This is a genomic window from Novipirellula rosea, from assembly GCF_039541335.1.
GTDB classification, from domain to species: domain Bacteria; phylum Planctomycetota; class Planctomycetia; order Pirellulales; family Pirellulaceae; genus Novipirellula; species Novipirellula rosea.
On sequence record NZ_BAABGA010000106.1, the window covers coordinates 1 to 787 of the forward strand.

The following is a 787-nucleotide window of genomic DNA, read 5'->3' on the forward strand; positions in this document are numbered from 1 at the left end:
CCACGGGGCGGAACGCCACTGCAACCATGCTCGATTTATGCTTGCTGCGATCTGCGATAACCATGCGATGGTGACGGAGCGGCGGCATCGTTTTTTCAAAGTGGTTCAATCACCGTTCGCCGCCCGCACATCGCCACCGTTATCCGACTGCAATCCATCTTCCGCCAAAGAGAGGCAATTCTAAATGGCGAAACTTCAGTGGTGCCCTGACGAGGAAGCATGGACTGCACTCGTCGATTCCGAACACTTCGCCGAACTTGAGTTACGAGTCTTAAGCGACGAGGAACCAGAACCACCAACCGCTTCCCAATTGAAATCTGTCGCAGTCGTGGAGCAGTATGCAAGAACAGGGTTGCCGTCGACAGAGAAACTTGCACGCAAGTACGCACTGGAGTACCTTGGTTCCGACGAAGTCGACGACATGAAAGATGAGGACTTTGCTATCGACATCCATGCGGCAATTGTCCCGCGCCTTCGCGATTCAAGTGACACGTATGTCATCTTCGTTGGCGCATCGGATATTGATCCGGAACACGGCGTCTCAATCCTCTGCAAGAACGGTAAGATATGCGTCGTAACGCACTCAGATTTTGCTTACGCAAATTATGACTGGGATGACACGTCTGAACTCGATCAGTTGATCGGATAACCAAGCCATTCACACGGAGCACGGCTTGCGCGTTTTCACAAATGGATACATCACTCTCCGTGCCCGGTGATGGCTACCGTTCATCGCACCAACCGAAACGCGTTCCTCGAACCTCGATCGCTAGCACTGGCCGAACCG

2 protein-coding genes are annotated in these 787 nt (G+C 53.1%); both read left to right on the forward strand.

Going from position 1 to position 787, the window contains the following annotated elements; genetic code table 11:
• Positions 1-184: hypothetical protein (locus ABD971_RS30280; protein WP_345327420.1), on the forward strand; the 184-nt coding region annotated here is incomplete at its 5' end.
• Positions 185-649, forward strand: coding sequence for a hypothetical protein (locus ABD971_RS30285; protein ID WP_345327421.1), 465 nt, complete (start codon positions 185-187; stop codon positions 647-649). It begins immediately after the preceding gene.
• Positions 650-787 lie beyond the last annotated feature (138 nt).